The sequence below is a fragment of the Sorangium sp. So ce362 genome (genome assembly GCF_051519845.1).
GTDB lineage: Bacteria > Myxococcota_A > Polyangia > Polyangiales > Polyangiaceae > Sorangium.
This window is the reverse complement of record NZ_CP150332.1, coordinates 10479458-10503584: the sequence shown is the minus strand read 5'-3', so window position 1 is coordinate 10503584 and position 24127 is coordinate 10479458. Positions and strand designations below refer to the sequence as shown.

The 24127-nt window shown below is 72.9% G+C and carries 18 protein-coding genes; 7 read left to right on the top strand and 11 right to left on the bottom strand.

The window, feature by feature from the left end:
• Together WMF17_RS40435 and WMF17_RS40430 are read right to left on the bottom strand one after the other, a co-directional pair.
• Entirely contained in the window at nucleotides 1-1107 is a 1107-nt protein-coding gene (locus WMF17_RS40435) for an SUMF1/EgtB/PvdO family nonheme iron enzyme (protein ID WP_437598802.1), read from the bottom strand.
• Between the two features lie 243 nt (nucleotides 1108-1350).
• Nucleotides 1351-3171 (bottom strand): right-handed parallel beta-helix repeat-containing protein, encoded by a 1821-nt coding sequence (locus WMF17_RS40430; protein ID WP_437646387.1) that lies wholly within the window; start codon nucleotides 3169-3171, stop codon nucleotides 1351-1353.
• A 257-nt stretch (nucleotides 3172-3428) separates the two neighbouring features.
• Here WMF17_RS40430 and WMF17_RS40425 point away from each other — a divergent pair, with 257 nt between their 5' ends.
• From WMF17_RS40425 to WMF17_RS40410, 4 genes are all read left to right on the top strand, one after another.
• Nucleotides 3429-3995 (top strand): hypothetical protein, encoded by a 567-nt coding sequence (locus WMF17_RS40425; RefSeq protein ID WP_437598800.1) that lies wholly within the window; start codon nucleotides 3429-3431, stop codon nucleotides 3993-3995.
• 179 nt (nucleotides 3996-4174) lie between these two features.
• Nucleotides 4175-5281, top strand: coding sequence for a M50 family metallopeptidase (locus WMF17_RS40420; protein WP_437598799.1), 1107 nt, complete (start codon nucleotides 4175-4177; stop codon nucleotides 5279-5281).
• Between the two features lie 19 nt (nucleotides 5282-5300).
• Nucleotides 5301-6290 (top strand): hypothetical protein, encoded by a 990-nt coding sequence (locus WMF17_RS40415; RefSeq protein ID WP_437598798.1) that lies wholly within the window; start codon nucleotides 5301-5303, stop codon nucleotides 6288-6290.
• Between the two features lie 128 nt (nucleotides 6291-6418).
• Complete coding sequence (locus WMF17_RS40410) at nucleotides 6419-7150, top strand: hypothetical protein (RefSeq protein ID WP_437598797.1); 732 nt, start codon at nucleotides 6419-6421, stop codon at nucleotides 7148-7150.
• Nucleotides 7151-7276: 126 nt separating this feature from the next.
• Here WMF17_RS40410 and WMF17_RS40405 read toward each other — a convergent pair whose 3' ends face one another.
• A complete protein-coding gene (locus WMF17_RS40405) occupies nucleotides 7277-11104 on the bottom strand; it encodes a hypothetical protein (protein ID WP_437646386.1) in 3828 nt (1275 codons plus the stop codon).
• Between the two features lie 773 nt (nucleotides 11105-11877).
• Entirely contained in the window at nucleotides 11878-15276 is a 3399-nt protein-coding gene (locus WMF17_RS40400; protein WP_437646385.1) for a DNA translocase FtsK 4TM domain-containing protein, read from the bottom strand.
• A 209-nt stretch (nucleotides 15277-15485) separates the two neighbouring features.
• Between WMF17_RS40400 and WMF17_RS40395 the strand changes: the two genes are divergently transcribed.
• Complete coding sequence (locus WMF17_RS40395; RefSeq protein WP_437598792.1) at nucleotides 15486-17090, top strand: hypothetical protein; 1605 nt, start codon at nucleotides 15486-15488, stop codon at nucleotides 17088-17090.
• Between the two features lie 669 nt (nucleotides 17091-17759).
• Here WMF17_RS40395 and WMF17_RS40390 read toward each other — a convergent pair.
• Nucleotides 17760-18119 (bottom strand): hypothetical protein, encoded by a 360-nt coding sequence (locus WMF17_RS40390; protein ID WP_437646384.1) that lies wholly within the window; start codon nucleotides 18117-18119, stop codon nucleotides 17760-17762.
• On the opposite strand from WMF17_RS40390, the gene WMF17_RS40385 reads away from it, so the two are divergent.
• The gene (locus WMF17_RS40385) at nucleotides 18118-18507 is read left to right on the top strand and encodes an FHA domain-containing protein (RefSeq protein ID WP_437646383.1); all 390 of its coding nucleotides are present in this window, start codon (nucleotides 18118-18120) and stop codon (nucleotides 18505-18507) included. The genes WMF17_RS40390 and WMF17_RS40385 overlap by 2 nt on opposite strands.
• A 37-nt stretch (nucleotides 18508-18544) precedes the next feature.
• Entirely contained in the window at nucleotides 18545-19906 is a 1362-nt protein-coding gene (locus tag WMF17_RS40380; RefSeq protein WP_437598790.1) for a L,D-transpeptidase, read from the top strand.
• Between the two features lie 233 nt (nucleotides 19907-20139).
• Here WMF17_RS40380 and WMF17_RS40375 read toward each other — a convergent pair whose 3' ends face one another.
• The 6 genes from WMF17_RS40375 to rph all read right to left on the bottom strand — a co-directional run bounded on the left by WMF17_RS40375 (nucleotide 20140) and on the right by rph (nucleotide 24055).
• A complete protein-coding gene (locus WMF17_RS40375) occupies nucleotides 20140-20478 on the bottom strand; it encodes an ATP synthase F0 subunit C (protein WP_012240589.1) in 339 nt (112 codons plus the stop codon).
• Nucleotides 20479-20772: 294 nt separating this feature from the next.
• Nucleotides 20773-21540: a F0F1 ATP synthase subunit A gene (gene atpB / locus WMF17_RS40370; RefSeq protein ID WP_437598789.1), complete on the bottom strand. Its 768-nt coding sequence runs from the start codon at nucleotides 21538-21540 to the stop codon at nucleotides 20773-20775.
• Between the two features lie 206 nt (nucleotides 21541-21746).
• A complete protein-coding gene (locus WMF17_RS40365) occupies nucleotides 21747-22211 on the bottom strand; it encodes an ATP synthase subunit I (RefSeq protein WP_437598788.1) in 465 nt (154 codons plus the stop codon).
• Entirely contained in the window at nucleotides 22201-22569 is a 369-nt protein-coding gene (locus tag WMF17_RS40360; protein ID WP_437646382.1) for an AtpZ/AtpI family protein, read from the bottom strand. Before WMF17_RS40360 ends, WMF17_RS40365 begins: the two co-directional genes overlap by 11 nt.
• A 92-nt stretch (nucleotides 22570-22661) precedes the next feature.
• A complete protein-coding gene (gene rdgB, locus WMF17_RS40355) occupies nucleotides 22662-23285 on the bottom strand; it encodes an RdgB/HAM1 family non-canonical purine NTP pyrophosphatase (RefSeq protein WP_437598785.1) in 624 nt (207 codons plus the stop codon).
• A complete protein-coding gene (gene rph, locus WMF17_RS40350) occupies nucleotides 23282-24055 on the bottom strand; it encodes a ribonuclease PH (RefSeq protein ID WP_437598784.1) in 774 nt (257 codons plus the stop codon). Before rph ends, rdgB begins: the two co-directional genes overlap by 4 nt.
• Between the last annotated feature and the right edge of the window lie 72 nt (nucleotides 24056-24127).

Sequence of the window (24127 nt, the reverse complement as noted above, 5' to 3'; positions counted from 1 at the left end):
TCAGCCGCCGTCGCGCTTGATCGCACCGCCCGACTCCGGCGCTGCCGGCACATCGACGCTGTCGCAGCAGCGGAATCCCGTGGAGTAGTCGTGATAGGCGGGCTCGTGGGCGATCGTGGTGAAGTAGCACCCGGGGCCGAGCTCGCTGGTCGTGCTGAAGAAGCCGCCCATGAACACGCCGCCGCCCTCGTGCCAGGGCTGGTCGCGGCGCGCCACGCCCTCGGTCTGCATGCGCATCACGAGCTCGTGATCGACCATGTCGCTGACCCACTCGTGCAGGTTCCCGACCATGTCGTGGACGCCGAGCTCGCTGGCGCAGCCGGCGTGATCGCCGCTCCGCGCCAGGAAGCCCGGCTTCTGGTCGAGCTCGGGGCTGTTGAAGTGCCGCTCGTAGCTCCACCCGCCCGGCGGGTGGTCGCCGAAGAGCTCTCTCAGGAGGTGGGGTTTGCCGGTGTTGCACCGCCCGCGCTCGCCGTGAGGGCCGTAGGGGTAGCGGTGGACGCCGTTGCCGCGGCAGGCGCGCTGCCACTCGCGCCGCGTGCAGAGGCGCTTGCCGGCGGCGGCGCACGCGGCGGCGGCCTCGACGCGGCTGATGTACGCCTGCGGAAAGACGCCGGCCTCGCTGCGGGCGACGTAGCGGACGCCCGCCTCGGGCCGCTTGAAGTGCGGGTGGACGGCGAGCTCCCCGCCGGCGTCTGTGACCAGGTGCGCCTCGTACCGGTCGATGCAGAAGCCGCCGACGAGGGCCATGTCGGCCGGGCAAGGCCCGAGCGCCAGCGGGAGCCCGAGCGGTTGCGGAGGGAAGACGGCGGGCGCGGCGCCGGCCGGGCCGGGCGGAGGCGCCTCGGCCGGGGCGGCGCTCGCGCTGCCGGCGATCGGCGCGGGCTCGGGGGCTGCGCCGCCCAGGATGGCCGCGCCGGCGTGCGCGCTGCTTGCAGGCGCCGGCGCGGCGTGCGCGCTGCCGACAGGCGCCGGCGCGGCGGGAGCCGTCCCCTCGGCGGCGTGCGCCGCGTGCACCTGGCCAGGGGCGTCCACCTTCGTCGCCGGGCTGTCGCCGCCCTCGCCCGGCCCGGTGCACGCGGTGAGCCATGCCAGGGCGGCGAGCAAGCCTGGATTCGCGCGTCGTGACCGAGAGCGCCGGGGGAGCGAGGACCTCGTCGACAGGCAGGCCCGGAGGCGAGAGAGGCGATCCCGGAGGCGATCGCGGCGCGGCGCGGACGGCACGAGGTGGAGTGTACACGCGCCCGGCGCGCTGCTGCGCGCGATCGGCGGTCGCGCTCATCGCCTCGCCCCGCCGGCCGCGTCGTCAACGGCCGCCGGCGGCCCCCGCCGGCCGCGCCGCCGCGCCCCTCAGGGCGGCCCCGGCGACAACGCCCCGAGATCCGCGCCGCCGCGCTTCTGGCCGAGCAGATCCCGCGACGGCACCTCGCGCGCGTCGCCTTGCCCGAGCAGCATCTTCGACGACCGCTTCGGCCTGAAATCCGGGCGGCTCGGGTTGAGCTTCCACCAGCTCCCCTCCACGATCACCCACGGCTCCTCGCCCGCGCGCACCACCTCCGCCGCGAGCCGCGCGCGCGTGATGCCCGTGATCGCCCGCGTCTCCGGCAGCGCCGCCGCGAGGCGCTTCAGCCCGTTCGGCATCCCGCCGTAGCTCACCTGGGTCACCACGTTGTGGCCCGCGTCGAACCGGTAGATGCTCGTGCTCAGCACCTCGATCGAGGGCGAGTCGTCGCTGACGAAGATGTTGTTCCGCAGCCGGCAACCCCAGCTCCCGTTGCCGCACTGGAGCGCGGGCCGGCCCCTGCTGTTCATGACCACGGTGTTGTTGCGGATCAGGTTGTTGTGGCAGCCCCAGAGCGGCAGCGCGTCGGGGCCGCTCACCTGCTCCGGAGAGCGCGGGCCCGGCTCCACATAGGCCTGGTCGAACGGGTTCCCGTTGTCCCACTGCGCGATCCCGCTGCCGAGGTTGCCGTAGATGAGGTTGTTCTGGATGACGGAGTCCGACGCCCCGGCGAGGTTGATCGCCCCGCCGCCCAGGCGCCCGTTGCCGTTGATGACGTTCTGCTCGATGATGAAGTTCACGCCCCGGCCGTCCGGAAACCCGTGCTCGCCGAACCGGTCCGTCGCGATCTTCATCAGCCCCGCGGCCCAGGCGCGGGTCGGCTCCCTGCGCGGATAGCCCCGGAACGACGGGTGCTCCAGCACCGCGTCGAGCGAGGCCTCCGGATCGAGGTTCGCCTGGAACCCGCTCGCGCTGTTGCCGAAGAACACGTTGCGACGAACCACGTAGTTGTCCGAGCCGTCGGACACGTAGGCGCCGTGCTCGGCGGCAGAGAAGGCGAACAGGTTGTCCTGCAGGAGGACGGTGTGGCTGTCGGTGGAGTGAAACCCCCATGTCCGATGGTGATGAGAGAAGTTCCCGACGAGCGCGATGTGGTGCGCCAGCCTGCCGGTCTCGCCGAACGCGCCGTCGATCATGATCCCCGCCTTCGGCGTGCCCGCGCTCTGCCTGCCGGGCCCGCTGCTGCCGGCGAGGCGGAAGCCCTCGATCACCACGTGGTGCGCCCTCTTCAGGTAGATCATCCAGTTCGGGTCGGCGGCGCATCCCCGGTGGATCACGACCTCGCCCGGGCGCCCCATCGCCTTGAAATGGATGTAGCGCTCCTGACCGGCGCTCGGCTTGTCGCCGAGCGAGAACCCCGCGTAGGCGCCGGGCAACACCGCGATGAGGTCGCCGCCCCGGGCCGCGTCCGCGGCGTCCTGGAGCGTGGCGAACGCGCGCGTGACCGCGAGCTCCTGCGGCTCGGCAGCGGCGTCGCGCGCGTTCAGATCGAGCGAGGCGACGCGGATCACGGCGGGGGCCGGCGCGCCGACGACGAGGACGCGCTCGTACCGTCTCTGCAGCTTCAGCGTCTGGCTCACCCACGCGTCGGAGTCCTGCGTCTTCACGAACGGCTCGACAGCCGCGGGCAAGGGCGGCTCCGGCGGCGCGGGGGCCTGGGCCGGCGCGGGCGGCTTCTTCTGCGGCGCCGGCGGCCGCCCCGGCTCCTCGGACGGCGGCCCCGCGACCTGGATCGTGGCGCTGCAGGCGAGCGCGGCGGCCGCGACGAGCGCGCCGCCGATGCGCGCGCACCCACGGGCCAGCTGGATGACGCTTGTCGTTCCTCTCATCTCGACGCTCCGGGGAAGGCCGCGCCCGCCGCAGCACGCGGGCTGATGCGGCGCCGCGCTCTGTTTACTCCGAAGCGCGCGGCTCAGCTAGACGTGGTCGCGTGGCGTCGAGGGCTCGCGCCCGGCGCCGCGGCGCGCTCCGCTCGGGGCGCAGCGCGCCGCGCGAGGTGCGACATCGCCTCCCAGCGGCGGCTGTCATGACCCGGGCCCGTGGCCGTTCGCTTCCTTCGCTGCCGTTCCTTTGGTACGAAGAGCTCATGAAAGCGCTCCCCTCGCTCGTGAGTGTCGCTCTCGCTGGCGCCACCCTCCTGACGCTCGCGCCCGAAGCGCAGGCGAACATCAAGAATCCGAACGATCACCCCGATTACGCGGCCGAGCTCGAGCCGCACGGGAACTTCGTCTTCTTGCACCGCGACTACGGTCTGCGGCGCGGGTACAACAGGTACTACGACAACTTCGGCGACCCCGAGTTCGGCCTCGGCTTCAGGGCCACCATCGAGCTCGCCGATCCGGCTTTCATCCCGAGGCTCAACAACACTGTCGGCATCTCGTTCGGCCTGGATTTCACCAACTGCACGTACTGCCGCCGCGACTTCACCATCTGGAGTCCGGTCACCATGCAGTGGAACTTCTTCTTCAACGATAAGTGGAGCGCGTTCGCGGATGTCGGCGCTGTCATCCGGACCGATGGGTTCTACAACGACGTGTGGCTCGATTTCGTCACCATGGTCGGCGGCCGGTACCACTTCAACGACAACCTCTCGCTGACCATGCGGATCGGCTATCCTTTCTTCAGCGTTGGCGTGTCGTTCTTCGTCGGCTGAGCTGCTCGGCGCCGGTCCTCCGGCGGGCTGGGCCGCCCCGGCGCTGCCCTGCTGCTCGCGGGTCCGAGGGGCGGAGCGCCCGGACTCCGCCGTGGGCGGCAGGATCTTGCCGGGGTAGGCGTACGGGGCGGACATCGCGCACGTGCGGATGGGGCCCACCCTGGTTAGACTAGCCGGAGATGGTCGGCTGGTATTTCGTAGGCATCCTCGGGCTCGCCCTGCTCATGGTGGTCCACGAGGGAGGGCACTATTTCGCCGCGCGCGCCTACGGGATGCGCGTCCTGAAGTTCTCGATCGGCTTCGGCCCCACCTTCTTCAAGGTTGTCCCGAAGGACGGGTACTTCTGGTTCACGACCGCCGCGGACAAGGTCCGCGTGCGGCTCTGGCGTCACGACCCGGTGAAGCACGGCCCCACCGTGTTCCAGGTCGCGATGATCCCCTTCCTCGCGTACGTGCAGATCGCGGGGATGAACCCGCTCGAGGAGATCGACCCCGAGGACAAGGGCAGCTACGCGAACGCGAGCCTGATGGGCCGGATCGCCGCGATCTTCGCCGGTCCGCTCGCCAACTACCTGTTCGCGTCGGTGCTCTTCTTCGCGAGCCTGATGACGGGCGGCAAGCCCTACCGCCTGACGGACATCGGCGTCGTCGCCGGGATGCCGGCGGCGGCGGCCAACCTCAAGGACGGCGACCGCATCGTCGAGATCGACGGGACCCCGGTCCAGGACTGGGAGAAGATGGCGGAGATCATCTCCCACAGCCCAGGCCGGCCGCTCGACATCGTCGTGGAGCGCGCCGGCGAGCGCGTCCAGGCCAAGGTCACCCCGACAAACGAGAACGGCTCGGGCAAGATCGGCGTGATGTCCATCGGGCCGACCCGCTCGGCGCCGGTGACCGCGAAGGAGGCCGCGCTGCTCGCCGTGACGAAGCCGCCGAAGGTCGTGCAGAGCCTGGTCGTCGGGCTCGGCCAGTACCTGACGGGCAAGGTCGAGGGTGAGCTCGGTGGCCCGAAGCGGATGATCGAGGAGACGGCGTACGCGGCCAAGCGCGGCTGGGCCGAGGGGCTCGAGTGGCTCGGCCTGCTCTCGGCCTACCTCGGCGCGTTCAACCTGATCCCGTTCCCGGCCCTGGACGGCGGCCGCCTGATGTTCCTGTTCTACGAGGCCGCCACGCGGCGCCGGCCGAACGCCCGCATCGAGGCGCACATCCACCTGGTCGGCGTGTTCATGCTGATCGGGCTGATGCTCTACGTCACGGCGAACGATTTCGGCCTCGGGTCGAAGTAGCGTCGAGCCGCGTTTCCTCGTGGTATCGAGGCTGCCCGCGCGGGTTCGGGCGTCGGCCGGGCGCCTCGCCCGCGCGGCGGCGTGCCTCTCGTTCCTCGCTCTGGCCGGCGGGACGGGCGCCGCGCTGGCTGCGCCGCCGGGCTCGGGCGGGTGGTCCGACGAGGAAGAGCAGGCGGTCTTCGACGTCCCCGCGCCTCCGACGCTCCCTGGGCTCACGCTGCGCGACCCGACCTTCACCTTCGAGTACACGGCGGCCGTGATCGAGCCCGAGGCGACGAGCCGGGCGGGCGGCAGGAACGCCTACGCCTGGTACTCGCACGGCGAGATGGAGGTGCCGCTCGTTCCCCGCAAGTGGTTCGTCGGCGCGGTGCATGACAGCGCCGCCGCGAGCGTCCCGGGGGTCGAGCGCTCGATCCTGCTCGGGAGCCCCGAGCTCTACGGGCGGGGCGTCTGGTCGAGCGTGCGCGGGCTCGCGTCCGGGGGAGGCTTCGGCATCGTGCTCCCGGTCCCGCGCGACGTCTCGCCCGCCGAGGCCGAGGTGCTGCGGACGGCGCGCGTGGTGCGGCCGTGGGACGAGACGCGCTTCCGGGAGCTCACGCTGACGTTCCGCCCCTGGTTCGACATGCGGCACATCACCGGGCCGTTCATCTTCCAGCTCAGGCAGGGCATCGACTGGTCGCTTGTCGTGCGCGGCCTGAGGTCCGGCGAGCGCCGCACCGACCTCACGGCGCACACCGCGTTCTACTTCGGCTACCGGCTCGCGCGGCCGGTCGGGGTGGGCCTGGAGCTGTGGGAGGTCTACCAGCTGACGCAGGACCTGCCGGACGACAAGCGCGCGACGTTCGCGATCTCGCCGAGCATCCGCTTCATCCTGGCGAACGTGCAGCCGGCGCTGAGCGTGCTCCTGCCGGTCGCGACCCCGCTGCGCGGCGACGTCGCCTGGTACTACGCCGCGCGGCTCAGCGTCGGGTTCACCTTCCCGACGGATGCGCCATGGGCGCCCCGGTGAGCGCGCGGCGGGCGCGTCCACGCGCGTCCACGCGCGAGGGGGAGCTCGCCGCGCGCTCCCGCGGGCGACGGCGCGGGGATCTCGTTCGAGTGCGTGCATCCAGCGCGGCTGCTGGGTACCCTGGCCGCGTGGTCACTGCAGCATGGCTCCGGCGCGGTCTGGTTGTCGCGGCGCTCCTCGGATCGACCGGCTGCTCGACCCAGCTCGTCAGCCTGAACGAGGGGCCCCGCGAGTACGTCGCGACGGACTACGAGAACGTGCTGCGCACGTGGACGCGCACGGAGCACCTGTTCGCGCTCTCGGAGCTCGACAACTTCCTCACCGCCACCGCGACCTTCGAGTCGTGGGACTTCCGCTGGGCCTACGTGGCCCGCTACGCGCAGGACTACCGGCTCACGATCGAGCAGCGGCAGAAGCTCCTCGAGAAGACGCTGGAGGAGACGCGCCAGCGCCACCAGTTCTTCGTCGCGATCTTCGGGGGCGAGCGCAAGCACAACGACCTCTCGACGCCGAACAGCGCGTGGATCGTCCGGCTGATCGACGACACGGGGAACGAGACGGCGCCCGAGGAGATCGTCGCGATCACGAAGCCGAACGCGCTCGAGCGGACCTACTTCCCGTACAATACGGTGTGGCGGCAGGCGTTCCGCATCCGCTTCCCGCGCGCGACCGCGGAGGGCAGGCCGACGATCTCGCCGAGCGCCAAGTGGTTCGGGCTCCGCTTCGCCGGAGCGCAGGGCAACAGCGAGCTCGTCTGGCAGCTCAACGAGGACGAGGAGCCCACCGAGGCCGTCGAGCTGGAGCAGGAGGCCGCGCGCGCACGGCCGCTGCGTCCGGTGAGAGGCCGAGGCCGACTCTAGGCGCGGCTCGGGCGCGGCTCGCGGCCCTCGGGCAGCCGTGCCCACGTCGCGCCTTGGCGCGCGGGCGTGCCGCCGGCGACGCGGCCGGCCTGCCCACCCGTGCACGGCGTCGGTTCTCCTGCCGTTTCAGCTGCCCTGGGCGTTCAGCGAGATGGACTGCGCGAGGATGGAGAGCAGCTCGGGCGTGCTCTCGAACAGCTCGCGCAGCACGGGGTGGTCGGCGATGAGCACGAGCGCGCCGCATCCGGCCGCGCGCGCGATCGTCGGCGCTGGCTGGCCTCCGAGCAGCTCGGAGGCGAACAGGAGCTCACCGGGCCTCGTGGTGCCGGCGATCGCCTGCGATCGCTCCGCGACCAGCTCCAGCGCGCCGGCGCCGACGATCACGAGCCCGGGTATGGGATTGCCGGCGTGGATCAGCTGCTCGCCGGGCTCCAGGTTGCGCAGGCGGAGCCGGTCGAAGACCCGGCGCAGCAGCGTCTCCTCGAGCTCGCCGAGCGGCCCCATCGTAACGCCGGCGAGCGACTGGAGCCGGTCTGCGACGGTGCGCAGCTCGTCGACGACCCAGGGGCAGGTGCGGAGCGCGTTGTCGATGGTCGCCTGGTCCCAGATCGCCACCCGCGCGCCGCCCGCGCCGGCGACCACGCGCAGCGGGATGCCTTCCTCGAGCGTGCCGCGGGACGGCACGAGCGCCCTGATGGCGGCGCGCTCGGCGGGCGTGTCGACGATGTTCGCGCACACGGCGGCGCTGCCGCTGAGCACAAGCGCTGCGCCGTAGACGGCGAGCTCCTCGTCGGACGCGAGGTCTTCCACGTGCGCTGCGAGCGCGAGCTCGTCGTGCGTCTCCTCGGGTAGATCGGCGAACGCCTCGATCTGCTCGAGGTCACGGCCGGTGAGGGCCGCGGCCCCGGCGGCGGCCCGCGCGGCGCTGGCCGCGTCCGGCTGCGGCAGAGCCGGCGCGATCTCCGGGTCGATGTCGAGGGCCGCGATCGTTCCTGCGTCCGGAGGCGCTCCGTGCGGTGCGTCGAGCGCCACCCCGGCGAGGTCGACGGCCTCGCCTGCGTCCGCTCCGGGCCCCTCCATCGCCGGCGCCTCGGGCCGCGCCGCGTCGGTCGCGAGGGGGGCGTCGACCGCCGCCGTCGCGCGGGCGTCGGCAGCGAGCGCCGGCAGCGGCTCGCCAGCGGCCGCCTGGGCCGCGGGCTCCTCCTCGAGCGCGATGTCCGCGTCGTCGAGCAGCTCTTCTTCCGCGTCGGGCTCGGCGGTCGCTGCATCGAGAGCGAGCGGGCGCTGCGCCGGGTCCGCGGCGCCGCCGGAGGTGGGCTCGCCGAGAGGCAGGCCAGCCGTCGCCAGCAGGTCGCCGTCCTGCCCCGCTGCCTGCGGCGCGGGGAATGGGCTGTCGAGCCGCGACGATGCAGGAGCGTCGAGATCGTGGTCGGAGAGCTCGATGATGACGGTCCCGTCGGGCGTCGAGGCCGGGAGAGGCGCTTCCGTGCTCGCAGGAGGCTCGAGCTTCCCGGCAGGGATCGCGGGCGCGCCGGCGCCCTTCGAGGGAACGTCGTGGGCGGAGGCTCCGAGGTGTCCGGGCGGCTCGCTTTCGGTTGGCGTCGCTGCGCGGGGGCGTGGCGCTGCGGGCGCCGGTGGCGCGGGAGGTCGCGCGGAATTCGGTTTCCGCTTGAGCGTCAGATCGAGCGGTGCTGCCGAGGTGATGACCTCCTCCTCGTCTCCGGCCTGCGGCGTCGAGGGAGGCCTGCGAGCCACGAGGTACGTGTCGCCGCTCGGCGTGATGGTTTCCTGGGGAGGCCGAGGTGGCGCGGCTGTCTCCGCGTCGTCGGACCACGGATCGAGGATCGGCTCCCGGGGCTTCCTTTTCGAGCCAGCCGTTGCGAGCGCCGGAGCGGCCGTGTCTGTGCGGGCCGGGGCGGGCGTCGGGACCTGATCCTCGACGAGGATCTCGCCGACGACGTCGTCGTCCGGCGCGTGCTGCTCGGTGGGCGCTGCCGGGCTCGGGACGTGCGGCGATGTCGAGAGCGGCAACGACGCGGTGGAGGCCGGAGGCGCGGCGGGCGGCGGCGCGGACGGCGCGGCGGCGGACGGCGGCGCGGCCAGCGGCTGCGCCACGGGCGCCGGAGGCGGAGGCGCAACGGATGCCGGCGCAGACGGCGACTGCGCCACCGGCGGCGGAAGTGGCGCCGCAGGCGGCACAGGCGCGGCGGAGGTCAGCGTGGGCGACGGCGGCGGCACCGACGGAGGCAGCGTCGGCGGGTGCGGCGGCGCGGCGGGCGGCGGAAGCGGCGGTGCAGCGGGCGGCGGGTGCGGCGGCGCAGCGGAAGCGGTTGTCGCGAGCGGGGGCGGCGCCGGCGGAGGCAGCGTCGGCGGGTGCGGCGGCGCGGCGGGCGGCGGCAGTGCAGCCGGCGGCGGCAGCAGCGGCGCGACCGACTGCGGCGACGCTGGCGGGGCCAGCACCTGCGGGTGCAGCGACGCAGCGGGTGGAGGCAGCGGTTGCGGGCGCGGCGCGGGCGGAGGCTGCGCGCGCGGGGGCGCGAACGACGGTGGGTGCGGCACCGGTGGAAGCCCGACGGGCGGCGCCGGCGGCGGCCCGATGGGCGGCGCCGGCGGCGGCCCGAAGGATGGCGGGTGCGGCGGTGTCGACGCGGGCGCGGCGCTTCCTGGCGCTGGCGGCGAATGCGGCTCCACGATGAGCCTCGGCGGTTGTGGCGCGGCGAGAGCTGCTGCCGGAAGCGCGGAGGACGTTGACGGAGGCAGCGGCGCCGCGGGCGGCGGCTCGCTCGTGGCGCGTGCCCCGGCGCGGCGCGGGGGCGGCGGGGGGCTCATCGCGGCGTCGGCCCGGCCGCGCTCCGGCAACGAGGCCAGGGCGGCCGGCGGCTCCTGCAGCACCGGTGCCGGGGAAGGGCGAGGGGGGGCCGACGATGGCCGCAGGGATGCTCCCCGCGGTACGGCCGGCGGCGGTACCGGGGCGGGCGGCTGCGCGCTCTGCGCCTGGGCCTGCGCGGCGAGCCAATGCGGGTCCGCGGTGATCTGCGGCTTGAACGACGGAGACCCTGGCGGTGGAGGCAGTGGCGGGATGGCGTTCGCCGCCGGCGCGACAGGTAGCGGAGGTGCCGGCGGTGGTTGACTCCGATAAAGGGCGCCGGCCTGGACGTTGGGCGCCGGCGGCGGTGTGGAGGGGGCGACCCGCGTCGGCGGCTGCGCGTACGGCGCGGCCTGCGGCTGCGCATACGGCGCCGCGGGCGGCTGCGAGCGCGGCGCCGCCGGCGCGAAGGGCGTCGGCTGCTGCACGGGCGGCGCAGGCTGCGGGAAAGCACCGCCCGGCGGCTGCTGTGTCGGCCGATGCGCCATGGGCGGCGGGGGAGGCGGGGGCTGCGACGCGCTTCCCTGCGAATGCCCGGTAGGCGCGGGGGGAAACGGCGCGATCGGTCGGCCCGCGGCGGCCGGCCCTTCCGTCGCGCCCGGATGAAGCTTCGGCGCCGGCCGCGACGGCGCCGGCGGGCGCTCCGCTTCGGCGGCCAGCTCCGGCTCCGACAGCGGCTCGAACAGGTCGATCTCGATCGAGGGCATCGACGCGCGCAGCTCTGCGCCGAGCGAGATGCGGCGGCGCCAGGTCTGCTCATCGGACGGAGGAGCTTCGTCGGCTTCCTCATCGGAAGGGGACGGTTCGTCGTCGTCCTCGCCGGTGATCGTCTCCAGGAGATCGGGATCGCTCGGCTGCCCGACCTCCGAGGCCATCACCTCCTCGAGCGCCGTCGCGCACAGCCCGAGCTCCGAGGCGCGGAACGGCTGCCCGACCGCCCCGGCCGCGTCGGCCGCGCGTCGCAGCCACACGATGGCGTCGCGCCGCTCGCCGCGCGCCCACAGCGCGCTGGCCGTGGAGATCCCCCACACGACATCTTCATCGTCATTCGGGTGCGGTTCGGGGAGGGCGACCACGCGGTTCGCCATGAGCAACACCACCTATCACAGGCCCCACTGCGGCCGTTTACCCATGATACCGAGCGAGCCGACGTCCAGGTTCGAACGTCGCGCGAGCCCCACGGCGCGGAAAGCCGCGCCACCAAGAGCTTAGCCGCGCTCGATACGGCTCGTACAAATTACGATACTGATGTCGCTTTCGGTCCTCTCGTCGCCGTGCGCGGCCGCCGGCCCCCAGGGCGCTGGCGCGTACCCGCGGGGCCGGCGTGATGCCCCGTAAACTCAAGGCGAGCGCCGCGCTCCCGTAGGGGCAGTCGGCCAGATCGCCGGCAGGATCCGCGCCGCGTACGGCATCTGAGCGCGCGGTGCCTGTGGCCCGCTCAGCGCCGCCCGCTCAGGTGGACCGCCGCCCGCCCATGCGTCGCGGCGGGCAGCTCAGGACCGCTGCGCGACGGCGCATCTCCTCGACACCGTCCCGCGACGCCGCCTCTCCGGGCATGCGCCTCGCAAGCCAGCCGATGAGCGTCAGCCCCGCTGCGCGGGCGTCTGCGGGCATCGTCCCTTCTTTCAGGAGGCTCGCGATCTGGGCGATCAGACGCGTGCGCGTTTCCTCAGGCGCCATCCTGCGTGCTCCATGAAGCATTCGAACGGGAAAGTCAAAAGAACCGCTACGCCGGCGCGCAGCCTCGGCGGCGGAAAGGCCGGCGCTGTGCTCTCCTCAACATCCGATCTGGACCGCGCGCGCAGGTCGACGGCGTGCCAGCACGCGTTACGAAACGGCGTCAAGAGCAATTGCACAAGGGTCAGATCGGCGCGATCAGCACCTCGCGATCCTTGGCGCCGTTCGCCGGTCCGACGAGCCCGCGCTTCTCCATGGCCTCGACCAGCTTGGCCGCGCGGTTGTAGCCGACGCCGAGCTTGCGCTGCAGCCACGAGGTCGAGCAGCGCCGGGTATCGGCCACGATCCGCACCGCGGCGTCGTACATGGGATCGGCCTCCGCGTCGGCGGTGTCGGGCTCCTCGCCCTCGTCGTCCCGGGGCCGGAGGATCGCCTCGTCGTAGACCGGCTCGCCCTGGAGCCGGAGGAAGTCGGTGATCTTCTGGACCTCCTCCTCGGAGCAGAACGGGCACTGGACGCGGCGCGTGTCGTTCGAGCCGTTCATCTTGATCAGCATGTCGCCGCGGCCGAGCAGGTGCTCGGCGCCCTGCTCGTCGAGGATCGTGCGGCTGTCCACCTTCTGCGCGACCCGGAAGGCGATGCGCGTGGGGAAGTTCGCCTTGATCATGCCGGTGATCACGTCGACGCTCGGCCGCTGCGTCGCCAGGATCACGTGCATGCCCGCGGCGCGCGCCTTCTGCGCGAGCCGCGCCACGCTCGCCTCCACGTCCTTGCCCTGCTGCATCATCAGATCGGCGAACTCGTCGACCACGATCACGATGAACGGGATCTTCTCCGGCAGCGCGGCGTCCGACCCGTCCTTCGCGGCGTCGATCTCCACCTCGAGCCCGTCTGCGCCGATCGCGCTCACCTTGGCCGGGGGCCTCGGCGGGCGCGCCTCGCCGCGCTGCACGCGCTCGACCCAGGCGTTGTAGGTCGTGATGTTCTTCGTCCCCGCGTTCGCGAAGAGCTGGTACCGGCGCTCCATCTCGTCGACGGCCCACTTGAGCGCGTTCGCCGCCTGCTTCATGTCCGTCACGACCGGCAGGAGCAGGTGCGGGATGCGGTCGAAGGGCGCGAGCTCGACGACCTTGGGATCGATCATCAGGAGCCGGAGCTCGTCCGGCGTCTTGCGGAAGAGCAGGCTCACCAGCATCACGTTGAGCCCGACGCTCTTGCCCGCGCCGGTCGCGCCCGCGACGATGACGTGCGGCATCGACGCGAGGTCGGCGAAGTACGGCGTCCCGATGATGTCGCGGCCGAGCACGCACGGCAGCGGCGCCTTCATCTCGAGGAAGCGGCGATCCTCGACGAGCTCGCGCAGGTTGACGGGCTGGCGGTGCTCGTTCGGGATCTCGAAGCCGATCCGGTTCTTCCCGGGGATGGGGGCGACGATGCGGACCTTGCGCGAGAGGCCGAGCGCGAGGTCGTCCGCGAGGCCTGCCACCTTCGAGACCTTGGTGCCGGCGGCGGGCGAGACCTCGAACGTCGTGACGGTCGGACCGGGGTGGATCTCCTCGACCTTCCCGCTGACGCCGTAGTCGGCGAGCGTCTTCTCGAGGAGCTGCGCGGTCGCCTTGAGCTGATCCGCGTCGAGCTGGAGGCGTCCGCCCGCGGCCGCATCGAGCATGTCCGTCATCGGCAGGCGGAAGCCCGCCCCGGCGGCCGGGACGACCTTCACCACGGCGGGCTTCTCGCTCACGAGCTCGCGGCTCGTATCGACGATGGTCGGGGCGCGCGGCGCGGCGCCGCGCGGTCGCTCCGGCCCGCCGGCGAGCGGCGGCTCGCGGTGCGCGGGCCTGGCGTCCGGCTCGCGCAGCGGCAGCTCGCGCGGGGGCAGCTCGCGCGGGGGCAGCTCGCGCGGGGGCAGCTCGCGGTGCGCGGGCCTCGCGTTCGGCTCGCGCGGGGACAGCTCGCGCGGAGGCAGCTCGCGGTGCGCGGGCCTCGCGTCCGGCTCGCGCGGGGGCAGCTCGCGGTGCGCGGGCCTGGCGTCCGGCTCGCGCAGCGGCAGCTCGCGCGGCCCGCGCACGGGCAGGATGGGCGACGGCGTGGGCACGTCGAGCGCTTCCGGCTCAGCGAACGCGGTCGACATCTCCTCGTCGGCCACAACGAGCGCCGCGTGATCCACCGCGTCGTCCTCGTCCAGGTGCGCATCCCCATCGAAGAGGTGAGCCTCGCCTCCGAACGGCGAATCGTCGTCCTCCTCCGGGACGGCGGCGCCGCGCGGCTCTCTCGGGGGCGCGGCTCGACCCCGCGCAGCCCGACGCTGCGCACCCTCGCGCGGCTCGGCGGCGCGCCGTGCACCCTCGCGCGGCTCGGCGCTGCGCATCACCAGCTGGCGCGGCTCGTCGACCTGCTCCGCTGCGTCGAGCGGCTCGTCGACCTGCTCCGCTGCGTCGAGCGGCTCGTCGACCTGCTCCGCTGCGTCGCGCGGTTCGGCGCCGCGCAGCACCACCTCGTGCGCCTCGCCGCCGTGGATCACCACCTCGTGCGGCTCGGCGCTGTACGGCACCACCTCGCCGCCGTGGATCACCGCCTCGCTCGCCTCGGCGTCCTGCTGCGCCGCCTCGCGCGGCTCTTTGGCCTGCGCCTTCCGCCCGCGTCGCGGCTTCGGCGGGGCCGCCGGCTCCTCGGGGGCAGCGCTCGTCGGCGCGCTCTTCCAGAGGTCGAGCGCCGGCGCCTCGACGTGGGCCGGCTCGACGGGCGTGCTCCTCGCGGCGGGATCCGAGAGCGGCTCGTCGGCGTCGTCCGCCAGCGCGGCGATGATCGCGTCGGGGCTCGAGTTGCGCGCGATGATCGGCGGCGCTTCCTTCGCCGAGGCGCCCTCCCGCCGCTCCAGGTCGCGCGCCGCGGCCCACGCCCCGAAGAGCGCGCGCGCCCAGCCGGCGACGCGCGCGGCGATCACCACCGCGAGCTGCTCGGCCCGGTGCGCCAGCTCGATGAACGAGAACGTCGCCCGGCCCATCAGGATGAGCGCGACGACGGTGAGCCCGATGATGTATGATCCGATGTTCGAGAAGAGCGCGCGCAGCACCTCCCCGAACAGCTCGCCCACGGCCCCGCCGAGCGGCATCGCGCCGAACGCGACCGCCAGCGGGAACGCGACGTGCGCGAGCGCCGCGAGCACGATGACCACCACGATGTCGCCGCTCAGCCGGAACAGGCTGGCGATCGAGCGCTTCGCCCCGAGCAGCGGCATCGCGAGCAGCGCGAGCTCCAGCGGGACGAACCACGCGATGACCCCGACCGCCTCGACCGACGCCCCCGCGAGCGCCGCGCCTACCGGCCCCACCCAGTCGTCGCCCGAGACCTCCAGGCGCAGCGGATCCGCACGAAACGAGGCGAGCGCCAGCGCGCTGTACAAGGCGGAGACCAGAAGGACCAGCGCCGCCGCATCGCGGGCATAGCTGTGCCCCTGCGGCGCCGCAGGCCCCGCGACCCCCGCCGGGCTGGTCCGTGCGGCGCCACGCGCCCCGGACCGCAAGGGCTCGCCAAGGCCGGCGACGGGCTGGGCACGGCGAGGAGCGAACAAAGGGACGTTCATGCCTACCTAAACCTACCTTGCTCACATATGCGCACTCCACCCCGGGGGCAAGAAGTCTGGGAGGCCTGTCAGGGAGCGGAGGGCGCCGCCGCGCTGGAGTTCTGGCCGGATTTCGCGCAAACTTTGTTCGAGCTCCCTTCTTCCCGGCCTTGAAATTCTTTCAAACAGAGCGCTGCGGGCGGTACCATCCCGACCCTCCTGGGACGTGCATGGAAACTGTCGAACGAGCAGGGCGGCGCGGCGGCGCTGCAGGCCTTCTTTTGCTGTGCCTCGCGACCGCTGGCGTGGGGCTCGCGACCAGCGGGTGCCGCGTCAACGAGAACGACATCCATCGGTGGGAGTCGACGGCGCACGGGCCGGACAAGCTCAGGGCGGTGCTGTTTCACGACAAATACGACGACTCGCTCCGCATCGAGGCGGCCACGTCGCTCATCCGCATGAAGCCGCGGCAGGGCCGGCGCGTGGGCATCGGCATCATGGTCGAGACCCTCGCGACCATGGCGCCGGAGGCCCGGCAGTCCATCGTGGCCGCGCTCGTGCCGTCGATCATCGCCGAGCTGAGGAAGCCGCCGCCCGTCGCGCAGCCGGGGCAGGCGCGCCCGCCGGACACGTCGTTCCCCTACAAGGACGCCGCGTACGCGATGCTCACGTCGGATCGGACCGTGATCATCGCGGACGAGGCGCTGAAGGAGGGGCTCAAGGCCGCGCTCATCGACTGGGCGATGGCGGACTTCGAGCACCGGCTCGAGGACCGCTCGCAGGCCTACGGGATGGAGCAGCTCCTGCGCTTCATCGGCCCCCCCGCGGTGGCCGGGCTGCCGAAGCTCATGACCCGCGAGGCGAAGCGGCTCGACCAGATGGCGTCGCTCGTGGCCGAGTACGGCGACCCGCCGACGAAGGAAGCCGCCTCGGCGAACCTCGTCTCCATCGCGAAGTTCGTCACCTCCAGCGAGTGGGTCGACGCCAAGAAGCCCGAGCTCCAGGCGGCGAACGCCGCGTCGAAGCTCGCGCCCACCGAGAAGCAGTTCGAGGCGCAGCTCGCGCAGTACCAGGAGGAGGAGCTCTTCCGGGTCTTCGGCTCGATGAAGAAGCTCGGCGGCAGGCCGTCGGTCGACTTCCTCCTCGGGTTCGCGGCCAACAAGGAGCAGCCCGAGAAGCGCCGCCAGGCCGCCCTCGCCGCGCTCGAAGGCCGGCTCGACCGCAACAACCCGAGCGACATCCAGCGCATCCTCGAGATCGCCACCGCGGACGCGCCCGACGTGGTGCTCGACCAGGCCTTCCGCCGCGTCGGCGAGATGCCGCGCGAGCTCGTCGTCGAGAAGCTCTACGGCCTGTTCAAGACCGACAAGTGGAAGATCCGCCGCGCCGCCGCCGCGACCATCCTGAAGATGTCGACGGTCAAGCACATTGACGAGTTCATGAGCAGGCTCCCCGACAGCAAGGGGTTCGCCATGCCCGAGGCGCTCACGTACGGCGCGGCGTTCGGCGATCTGAAGGAGGGCTCGCCCCTCGAGGCCCTGAAGAACCACTTCGCCGCGGGCTCGGCGCCGGCGCGCACGAGCGCGATCGCCTACTACTTCACGTTCGGCACGATCGCCGATCTCCCGGCGGTCAAGGCGCTCGAGGGCGACACCACGCGCGCGCCGGTCTGCGAGGCCGATCCGGACTGCAAGTGGGCGTGCGAGGTGTCGAAAGAGGGGTCGAACGAGCGTGAGCTCAGGGAAGTGAAGACCGTCGGCGAGTTCGTTCAGTACTGCATCGAGCCGGCCATGCAGGAGCGGAAGCCGGAGATCGAGAAGGGCGAGAAGAAGTGACGCGAGCGCCGGCGCAGCACGTGGCATCTTCGGGCGATCGCGCCGCGATGCCAGCGCGGCCCTTCGCGCCGGGCCCGCGGCGCTTCGCCCTCGCCACGAAGGGCGGCCGGGACGCGGGTTTCACGGCGGGCTGCGCGGGCTCTCAGCGGATCTCGCGCGGACATGTTTGCGGTCGCAGCGCGCTTTCGGCGCGGTCCAGCGCCATCAGGTGCTTGCAGGGAAGAGGCCGGGAGGAGGCTTCCCAGCGCAATTCATCCTCCGATATCGTTGGGTAGAGATGAGCGCGGATCCGAACAAGAAAAGCGCACGGACGTTCCAGTGTCGCGATGTCCTTTGGGAGACGTTCGAGCAGATGGCGCGCGAGCTCGAGTGCTCCATCGACTACCTCATCAACGAGTCGATGAAGCAGTACGCGCGGCAGCGAAGCTACAGCCCGCGAACGCCTTTTCCGCCGCCCGCGAGGGTCGACGCGGCGCCCGGCTCCGGACACCAGGCGGTCCCGCACGCTCATCAGCCCAGCGCGGTGCCTCCGGCCGCGACGCCCCCGCCGCCCGGGCTGGTGACGCCCGGCTCGCCGCCGCCCTTCGGACCGGGCGGGCCTTCGATGGTCGCCCTGCAGCAGCAGCCGCCCGCGGGGGCGGCCTACGGTGCCCCGGCCATCGCGTCTGCCTATGGCGCGCCGTCGCCGCCGTACGGCGTGTCCCCCGTGGGGCCGGGGCCGACGCCGGTGCCGGCGCTCACGCCGCCGCCGCCACCGCCGGTCCGACCGGGCGCGCCGCCGCCGCCGCCGCCGCCGCCCGGCAGCAGCAGTGCCGGCGGGAAGCGGCCCAGCTTGCCCGTTCCGCCGCCCATCCCGGGCCGCATCGGCGGCCCGCCGCCGCCGACCAGCGTGACCCGCCTCGGCGCGCCGCCGCCGCTCCCGTCGCAGGCCACGAACCCCGGCGGGCGCCCGAGCATGCCCGGCGGCTCGGTGAGCCGCTCGGGGCCGCCGCCGCCGCTGAGCAGCGCCGCCGGGTACGCCTCGCCCATGGGACCACCGATGGCGCCGCCGCCGTACGGCGTTCCGCCGCAGGCAGCGAGCAGCATGCCGGGCCCGCCGCCGATGGCCATGGGGATGCCGAACCAGATCCCCGCCGGCCCGGCGCTCGCCGCGTTCTACGCGGGGCAGCGGTTCGTGGTGAACAAGGACCGGTTCATCATCGGGCGCGGCAAGCAGTCGAGCGATCTGACGATCAAGGACCCGAACGTGTCGCGCCAGCACGCCATGGTCGAGTTCCTGAACGGCCAGTACTACATGGTCGACATGGGCTCGACGAACGGCGTCGAGTACAACGGCCAGCGCATCGCCCGGAAGGCCATCGTCGAGGGCGACCTCTTCCGGATCTGCGATCACGAAGTGCGCTTCTCCTACCGCTGACCGCGGCAGGCCCGTCGTCTCCGCCGGATCTCGCGAGATGGTGAAGCGTGGAGGCGCCGCGGCGGGCTTGCGGGAGCTGCGCCGCGGCTCGCTGCGGCGCGAGCGCCGCGGCGCGCTGCGGGTCGGCGCGGCGGGGGTCCTCCTCGGCGCGGCGATCTGGGGCGGGGCGGTCCTCGCTTCGCAGCTGCCGCCGTGGGTCCCGGCGGGCGACGCCCCGCTCCCGGCCTGGGTCAAGAGCGCGCGCGTGCTCAAGCGCGATCAGCCGCTGTTCGACGCGCCGGGCGGGAGCCCGCGCCGGCGCGGCTCCGTCGATCGCAACGTGCAGCTGCCCCTCTTCGCGGCCCGGCGCGGCGACGGCTGCCTCGGACGCTGGCTCGAGGTCGGCGCCGCGGCCTGGGTCTGCGACGACGCCGTCGAGCTCTCCGCCGCAGCCCCGATCAGCCCGTTCGTGCGCACGTGGCGCGAGGTGCCGGACGGGCTCCCGTACCGCTACTACTTCGTCGGCCCCGATGGGTCCTTCGGCTACCGCCGCGCCGACGCGGCCGACATCGACGCGCCGGACGCGCAGCTCGAGCCCGGCTTCGCGGTAGCGATCGTCGAGGAGCGGGCCCTCGGCGGGGCGCGGTACGGCCGCACGAACAGCGGCTTCTGGGTGCCGATGCGCGATCTCGGCCCGGTGCGCGCCTTCGCCTTCCACGGGGTGGACGTCCCTCCGGACGCCGCGCAGATCGCGATCGCGTGGGTCGTGTCCGAGAGGGCTCCGCTCTTCACGCGGGCCGGGGCGGGCTTCACGCGGACCGAGCAGAGCAAGGCGCGGTTCGACGTCGTCTCCTATCTCGAGGAGGCGCAGGGCGCCTCGGGCAAGCTCGCGCGCATCGCGGACGGCGACGCGGCGGCGTGGATCTCGATCCGCGATCTCCGGCGCCCGTCGGTGGCGCCGCCGCCGCCCGAGGTCGACGCCGATGCGGGCGAGCGCTGGATCGACGTCGAGCGTTCGACGCAGACGCTCGTGGCCTACGAGGGGCGTCGCCCCGTGTTCGCGACGCTCGTCTCGACCGGCAAGGGCGCGCCCGGGTCGTCGCGCGCCACGCCCGCCGGTACGTCCCGGATCTGGGCCAAGCTGCTCACCTCGGACATGGACAACCTCGAGGACGAGGGCGCCGATCGCTATTACCGGATGGAGGACGTCCCCTACGTGCAGTATTTCTCGAAGGGGGTCGGTCTGCACGGCGCGTTCTGGCATCGCTCGTTCGGCCAGGTGCGGAGCCACGGCTGCGTGAACCTGGCCCCGCTCGACGCGCAGCGGCTGTTCTGGTGGACGTCGCCCCGGCTCCCCGCCGGCTGGACGGCCGTCCTCCCCACGGCGCACGAGCCGGGCACCGTGGTGCGCGTGCGATAGCGGCAGGCCGCGACCGCGCGCGCGCGAGACGGGTCACGTAAGCCGCGGCGAGGCGGGCCCGTGCGGGGCTCGCTGCCATGCGCACGGGCCTGGCAGCGAGGGCGATGGGTCTGTGCGCGGGCGGGAATGCGCGCGCTGGCGAGGCTCCATCGAAGGAGCGCTCGGCCGGCGCAGCAGGAAGGGGCGGGAAAGGAGCAGCGGAGCCGGACCCAGGGGGCGCGGCCAGCGCTGGCTCAGGGGGCGATCTTGCCCTGGAGGAAGAAGGCGATGACCCAGGAGAGGAGCACGAGCGACTCGATGAGCGCCAGGCCGAGGATCATCGGGGTCTGGATCCGGGCCGCAGCGCCCGGGTTCCGGGAGATGCCCTCCAGGGCGGCGGCAGCGGCACGCCCCTGGCCCATGGTGCCGCCGAGGGCAGCGATGCCGATCGCGAATCCGGCAGCGACGGCGAGCCACGAGTTCGCGTCGTACTTGTTCGACGCCGCGCCATCCTGCGCCAGCGCCATAGCGGGAACCAGTACCAGCGCAGTGCCGACAACGGCGGACAGCGACAGCTTGCTCTTCAGCGACATCCGAATCTGCTCCTTTCAAGCCACACAGCCCGCGCGGGGCTGCATGCGTAACATCTGCGTGGGTCGGGGGCCGCGCGGGCGGTACCCCCTCGAGAACCGGGGATCTCTCCCGGGACCTCTTCGACTGCTCGGTAGGGGGTGCGCTCGCGCGATCCACCCACCGCTCTGGGGCAACCCATCGACAGCGGGGCCCCTCTAATCCGATTTTCGAGGGCTGGCTAGCCTTCTCTTCATCCTCCAGCGCCGTTCTCCGCGGCGCCGGGTGATCCCTGAGCGAGCGATCAGGCGCAGCGATCAGTGATGGTCCGCCTTCTCCGTTGCGAGCCCGATGTAGATGCAACTCAGCAGACAGAACACCAGCGTCTGCACGACGATGATGATGATCGCCAGGAACATGAGCGGCACCGGGACGAGCAGCGCGATGAGCCCGAGGAAGATGCTCGCCACGAGGTGGTCGACCCCGATGTTGAGCATGAGCCGGATCGAGAGCGTGACCGGGCGGACGCAGGTGGAGATGACCTCGATGGGGAAGACGAGCGGCGCCAGGTACCACTTCGGCCCGGCGAGGTGGGCGATGTAGCCCCAGCCGTTCTCCTTCAGCCCGTAGTAGTTGAAGAGGACGAACACCACGACCGCGCACCCGATCGTGACGTTCAGGTTCGAGGTCGGCGGGTTCACCCCCGGGATGAGCGCCGACGCGTTCGAGAAGAAGATGAACGCGGCCGAGCCCCCGATGAGCGGGAAGTACCGCTTCGCGTTCTCGGGCCCCATCACATCCCGAGCCATCCCGTAGAAGTAGCCGAAGAACGCCTCGAAGAACGTGCGCAGCGTGAGCTTGTCCTCGGGGACCACGGACTCGTTCAGGCGCCGGTACTGTCCGCGCACCTCGCTGGCGAGCAGCACGAACAGCACCATGATCAGGAGGCTCATGAAGATCGGCTCGGTCCCGCGGTAGTCCACCGTGTGGTGACCGATGAACGTCTTGCCGATGTTGCGAGCGTTCTCCCGGAGTCCGGGGAGCTGCGCCAGGAGGTACGTGAGGAACCCTGTGTGCTCAGGCATGGCTTTCGTCGTCGATGCGCCGCGCTGGCAGCCGCGCGGCTGTGCCGGCACGGCCGCGCGCGCCGGCGCGCCTTGGGGGAGTCCGCCCTCGGTCGAGGGGGCCTCGCCTCTACCACAACTCCTTCACGGTGGGCACCCCGGAGCGCGCCGAGTCGCCGTCGCATCGCGCGCGGGTCGCTCGCGGCGGCGCCGGTCGCCGCGGGGGCTCAGCGGCGAGCGCTCGGCGGGGCCCCGTCTGCCGGGGGCTTCGGCCCGAACAGGGTCCCGAGGCTGATGCCGACCACGAGCGAGGCGTAGCCGACCATCAGGGCGACCCCCGAGACGAGATCGCTCTTCAGGATGAGCCAGACGCCGCCCATCAGGCCGGTGAGCTTCACCATCGCGATCAGCGTCCACGAGACGGTGTGGCCCCTGCGCGAGAGGAACGCGTCGACGATGCGCGCGAAGACGTACAGGTTCGCCGTGGCGATGGCGCCCCCGATGCCGACGCCGAGCGCCGCGCGCGCGCCGTACGCGAGCAGCGCGGCCACGGACAGGACCGCGGCGGTGCCGGCGACCCAGCGGAGCACGGCCCGCATCGTCGCGTCCCCGAGGCCGGGCGGTCCGTCTGCGTCGGGCTCCTCGTGCGGCGGCTCGCCGTCGCGCGTCTCGGGTCTTCGCTCAGCGCTCATCGTGCTCCTTCGCGGGCGGCCGCTCGTCGGGGTAGGGGACGACATCGCTCGAGTCCGCCCGGCGGTCGCCGTCCGGCGCGCGCTCGTCCGGTCGCGCCTTGCGGTCGTCGAACATCGGCGCGGGGTTCCCTTGCTCGCGCTCCTCCCTCGCAGCAGCGATCTGCATCTCCTTCCACGCCCGGTGGACCGCCTTGCCGGCGGCGCCGAGGCCGAAGAAGAACCAGAGCACCGAGAGGAACGGATCCGTCCCGAGCTTCGCGTCGAGCCAGCGGCCGACGAACAGGCCGAGCATGATGCAAAGCACCACCTCGAGACCGACGGTCCCGTAGCTTCCGACGGCCTTCCAATCCTGCTTCATCAGGGGATCCGATCACCCGGTGGTACCTGGGTGCCTCCGGTCGCGATTACAAGCGGTCCCGGACGGGGTCAACCGCCGTCGGGCGCCTCCGCCTACCGCCGCGCGACAAGCGCCTCGAGCGCGGATCGCATCGCCTGCGCGGCCCTGCCGCGGTGGCTCACGCGGTTCTTCTCGGCCTCGTCGAGCTCGGCCATCGTCCGTCCGTACGCTTCCACGACGAACAGCGGGTCGTAGCCGAAGCCGCCCGTACCCCTGGGCTCTCGGCCGATCCATCCCTCGCAGCGCCCTTCGGTCACGACGGGTTGCTCTTCCGACCGCGGATCGAGCAGCACCATCACGCAACGGAAGCGCGCTCGACGGGGGTCGTCGGCCATGTGCGCGAGCGCCGAGAGCAGCGCCTCGTTGTTCTCCGCGTCGGTCGCGCTCTCCCCCGCGAAGCGGGCGGACCGCACGCCCGGCCGGCCGCCGAGCGCGTCCACCTCGAGCCCCGAGTCCTCGGCGAGCGTCACCATCTGCGATCGGAGCGCGCCGGCGCGCACCTTGAGGAGCGCGTTGTCCAGGAACGTCGCGCCGTCCTCGACCACCGGCGGCGCGTCCGGCAGCACCTCCGCCAGCGAGAGCACCTCGATCGGGAGATCGGCGAGCAGCGATCGCAGCTCGGCGAGCTTCCCCCGGTTCGAGGTCGCGGCGAGCAGGCGCAGCGGCTCCCGGCTCACGCGACCCTCCAGTGGTCCGTCTGGAATAGCGCGGAGAGCTCGACGCCGGCGTCGCTCAGCGCGCGGTGCTGCGCGCTCGCGAGCGACGCCACGCCCGCGAGCGCGAGGTCGATCATGCTGTCGAGCTCCGTCCGGGGGATGGCCTCGTCCTCGGCCGTCGCCTGGACCTCGACGACCGAGCCGACCGCCGTCGCCACGACGTTCATGTCGACGCGCGCCGCGCTGTCCTCGGTGTACACGAGATCGAGGGCGAGCCCGCCCGGAAGGTGGCCCACGCTGATCGCCGCCACCTGATCGCGGAGCACCGGCCCCTCGAGCGACCCGGCCGCGCGCATCCGGTCGAGCGCCAGCGCGAGCGCCACGAACCCGGCGGTGATCGACGCGGTCCGCGTGCCCCCGTCCGCCTCGAGGATGTCGCAGTCGATCGTGATCGTCTGCTCGCCGAGCTGCTTCGGATCGATCGCCGCCCGGAGCGCGCGCCCGATGAGCCGCTGGATCTCCTGCGTGCGCCCGCTCGGGGCCTTGCCCCGCCCGTCGCGCGGCTCCCTGCGGACCGGGCTCGATCGCGGGTGCATCTGGTACTCGGCCGTGAGCCAGCCCTTGCCCTTGCCCATCATCCAGGCGGGCACCGTGGGCTCGACCGACGCCGTGCAGAGCACGACCGTCCTTCCGGCGCGGTAGAGGACGGAGCCCTCGGCGTTGCGGTGGAACCCGAGGATCATCTCCACGGGGCGGTGGGCGTCGAGGGCGCGGCCGTCAGGGCGATTCACGAGGGCCGCCTTAGCACAACTCGGGCGACGCACGGGCTCGCCTCGCGGCGGCGCGCGAGGCGCCCTGCGGCC

Coding starts and splice junctions, on each gene's coding strand:
- WMF17_RS40430 (WP_437646387.1), bottom strand. CDS start 3,171: ATGAGAGGAACGACAAGCGTCATCCAGCTGGCCCGTGGGTGCGCGCGC.
- WMF17_RS40425 (WP_437598800.1), top strand. CDS start 3,429: ATGAAAGCGCTCCCCTCGCTCGTGAGTGTCGCTCTCGCTGGCGCCACC.
- WMF17_RS40420 (WP_437598799.1), top strand. CDS start 4,175: ATGGTCGGCTGGTATTTCGTAGGCATCCTCGGGCTCGCCCTGCTCATG.
- WMF17_RS40405 (WP_437646386.1), bottom strand. CDS start 11,104: ATGGCGAACCGCGTGGTCGCCCTCCCCGAACCGCACCCGAATGACGAT.
- WMF17_RS40400 (WP_437646385.1), bottom strand. CDS start 15,276: ATGAACGTCCCTTTGTTCGCTCCTCGCCGTGCCCAGCCCGTCGCCGGC.
- WMF17_RS40395 (WP_437598792.1), top strand. CDS start 15,486: ATGGAAACTGTCGAACGAGCAGGGCGGCGCGGCGGCGCTGCAGGCCTT.
- WMF17_RS40385 (WP_437646383.1), top strand. CDS start 18,118: ATGGGACCACCGATGGCGCCGCCGCCGTACGGCGTTCCGCCGCAGGCA.
- WMF17_RS40390 (WP_437646384.1), bottom strand. CDS start 18,119: ATGGGCGAGGCGTACCCGGCGGCGCTGCTCAGCGGCGGCGGCGGCCCC.
- WMF17_RS40380 (WP_437598790.1), top strand. CDS start 18,545: ATGGTGAAGCGTGGAGGCGCCGCGGCGGGCTTGCGGGAGCTGCGCCGC.
- WMF17_RS40375 (WP_012240589.1), bottom strand. CDS start 20,478: ATGTCGCTGAAGAGCAAGCTGTCGCTGTCCGCCGTTGTCGGCACTGCG.
- atpB (WP_437598789.1), bottom strand. CDS start 21,540: ATGCCTGAGCACACAGGGTTCCTCACGTACCTCCTGGCGCAGCTCCCC.
- WMF17_RS40365 (WP_437598788.1), bottom strand. CDS start 22,211: ATGAGCGCTGAGCGAAGACCCGAGACGCGCGACGGCGAGCCGCCGCAC.
- WMF17_RS40360 (WP_437646382.1), bottom strand. CDS start 22,569: ATGAAGCAGGATTGGAAGGCCGTCGGAAGCTACGGGACCGTCGGTCTC.